This window comes from Kitasatospora sp. NPDC047058, from assembly GCF_040643935.1.
Classification (GTDB): Bacteria; Actinomycetota; Actinomycetes; order Streptomycetales; family Streptomycetaceae; genus Kitasatospora.
The window spans coordinates 1-2,951 of sequence record NZ_JBEYVJ010000628.1 but is presented as its reverse complement, the minus strand read 5'-3'; the positions used below and the strand labels follow the sequence as shown (position 1 = coordinate 2,951).

The 2,951-nt window shown below is 75.0% G+C and carries 1 protein-coding gene; it reads left to right on the top strand.

Translation table 11 applies throughout. From position 1 onward, the window contains the following. Positions 1 to 12: 12 nt before the first annotated feature. A partial coding sequence (locus ABZ885_RS38515) for an SDR family oxidoreductase (RefSeq protein WP_360199455.1) occupies positions 13 to 2,951 on the top strand: 2,939 nt, incomplete at its 3' end.

Below are 2,951 nucleotides of genomic sequence, written 5' to 3'. Positions count from 1 at the left end.
GCGGAGCGGCTGGTGCTGACCGGCCGTTCCGGTCCGGCCGCCGCCGGTGTCGCGGCGACGGTCGCGGAGCTGGCCGCCCGGGGCACGGGCGTGGACGTCGTGTCCTGTGACGTGACGGACCGGTCGGCGCTGGCCGGGCTGGTGGCCTGGATCGGGGAGACCGGTCCGGCGCTGTCCTCGGTGCTGCACACGGCCGCCGTGCTGGACGACGGCGTGGTCGACCGGCTGTCGGTGGGCCGTCTGGAGACGGTGCTGGCCGCGAAGGCGGCGAGCGCGGTGTACCTGGACGAGCTCACCGCGGAGCTGGACCTGGATGCGTTCGTGCTGTTCTCCTCGGCCGCGTCCACGCTGGGCGGTCCGGGCCAGGGCAACTACGCGGCGGCCAACGCCTTCCTCGACGCCCTCGCCGAGAACCGGCGCAGCCGCGGCCTGGCCGGTCTCGCGGTGGCCTGGGGCCTGTGGGGCGGCGGCGGCCTGGCGGAGTCCAACGAGGCGATCCGGTCGCGCATGCGCCGGATCCCCATGCCGCCGATGGACCCGCAGCTCGCCGTGCGGGCGCTGGCCGAGTCGCTGGAGGGCCCGGAGCCGGTCGTCACGGTGATGGACGTCGACTGGCGGCAGCTGGGCTCCGCGCCGGGCACGGCGGAGGTGCTGGACCTGCCGCTGGTGCGCGACATGCCCGAGATCCGGCGGCTGGCCGCCGAACGCGCGGGCGCGGCCGACACGACCCGCAGTGACGGTGAACTGGCGCGCCGCCTGGCCGGGTTGGGCCGGGCCGAGCAGGACCGGGTGCTCACCGACGTCGTGCGGGCCGAGGCGGCGGCCGTGCTGGGCCACTCCTCGGCGGACATGGTGCAGGCCCGGCAGGCGTTCAAGGACCTGGGCTTCGACTCGCTGACCGCGGTCGAACTGCGCAACCAGCTCAACGCGGCCACCCGGCTGCGGCTGCCGGCCACGCTGGTGTTCGACTACCCCACCCCGGTCGCCCTCGCCGAGTTCCTGCGCGGCGAGCTGGTCGGGGAGCAGACGGCCGACGCCGCCGCCCCGGTGGCCGCGGTCGTGGCGCCCGTCGTGGACGAGCCGCTGGCGATCGTCGGCATGGCCTGCCGCTTCCCCGGCGGTGCGGGCACTCCGGAGGAGTTCTGGCAGCTGCTGGCCTCGGGCGGTGACGCGGTGGGAGGGTTCCCGACCGACCGCGGCTGGGACCTGGACGGGTTCTTCGACCCGGACGGCGGCAGCTCGGGCACCTCGTCCACCGAGTCGGGCGCGTTCCTGCGCGGCGCGGCGGAGTTCGACGCCGGCTTCTTCGGGATCAGCCCGCGTGAGGCGCTGGCGATGGACCCGCAGCAGCGGCTGATGCTGGAGACCTCGTGGGAGGCGCTGGAGCGGGCGGGCATCGACCCGGCGTCGCTGCGCGGCTCCGCGACCGGTGTGTTCGCCGGCGGCTTCGGCTCGGGCTACGCCATCGGCATGGCGCTGGCGGGCCAGGACGGCTCGGGCGTCGAGGGTCACCTGATGACCGGCAACTCGACCAGTGTGCTCTCGGGCCGGGTGTCGTACGTCCTGGGCCTGGAGGGCCCGGCGGTGACGGTCGACACGGCGTGCTCGTCGTCCCTGGTGGCGCTGCACCTGGCGGCCCAGGCCGTGCGGTCGGGCGAGTGCTCGCTCGCGCTGGCCGGCGGCGTGACGGTGATGGCGACGCCGTTCTCCTTCGTCGAGTTCTCGCGCCAGCAGGGTCTGGCGGCGGACGGCCGGTGCCGGGCGTTCTCCGAGGACGCGAACGGGACCGGCTGGGCCGAGGGTGCGGGTGTGCTCGTGGTCGAGCGCCTGTCCGACGCCCAGCGCAACGGGCACAAGGTGCTCGCGGTGATCCGCGGCTCCGCGATCAACCAGGACGGTGCGTCCAACGGCCTGTCGGCGCCGAACGGCCCGTCGCAGCAGCGGGTGATCCGGGCGGCTCTCGCGAGCGGCCGGCTGACCGCCGCGGACGTGGACGTGGTGGAGGCGCACGGCACCGGCACCACGCTGGGCGACCCGATCGAGGCGCAGGCGCTGCTGGCCACGTACGGCCAGGAGCGCGGCGGGCACGGCCCGCTGTGGCTGGGTTCGGTGAAGTCCAACATCGGGCACACGCAGGCGGCCGCCGGTGTGGCCGGTGTGATCAAGATGGTGCTGGCGCTGCAGAACGAGCGGATTCCGCAGACGCTGCACGCCGAGGTGCCGTCCTCGCACGTCGACTGGACGGCCGGTGACGTCAGGCTGCTGACCGAGCCCGTGCCGTGGCCGGCCAACGGTCGTCCGCGCCGGGCGGGTGTGTCGGCCTTCGGCATCAGCGGGACCAACGCCCACATCATCGTGGAGGAGGCCCCGGCTGCCGAGGCGGTCGCGGTGCCGGAGACGGCGCCGGTGTTGCCGGGTGCCGGTGCGTGGGTGGTGTCGGGCCGCTCGGCGGACGGGCTGACGGCCCAGGCCGGGCGCCTGCACGAGTGGGTCGCGCAGCGGCCGGAGCTGGAATCGGAGGACGTGGCCTGGTCGCTGGCGGCGACGCGGTCGGCCTTCGAGCACCGGGCGGTCGTGCTCGGTGCCGGGCGCGACGAGCTGATGCCGGGTCTGCAGAGCCTGGCCGCCGGGGTCTCCTCCGGTTCCGTGGTGTCGGGTGTGGCCCGTGCGGATGCGCGGGTGGGCCTGGTCTTTGCGGGCCAGGGTTCGCAGTGGACCGGGATGGGCCGGGGTCTGTACGAGGGCAGCCCGGTGTTCGCCGAGGTGTTCGACCGGGTCTGCGGGCTGCTGGAGCTGGAGCTCGGGATCTCGGTGCGGGACGTGGTCCTCGGTGCCGAGGGTGTCGACGAGACGCTCGCGGACCAGACGCTGTACGCGCAGGCGGGCCTGTTCGCGTTCGAGGTCGGTGTCGCGGCGGTGCTGCAGGCCGCGGGTGTGACCGCGGATGCGGT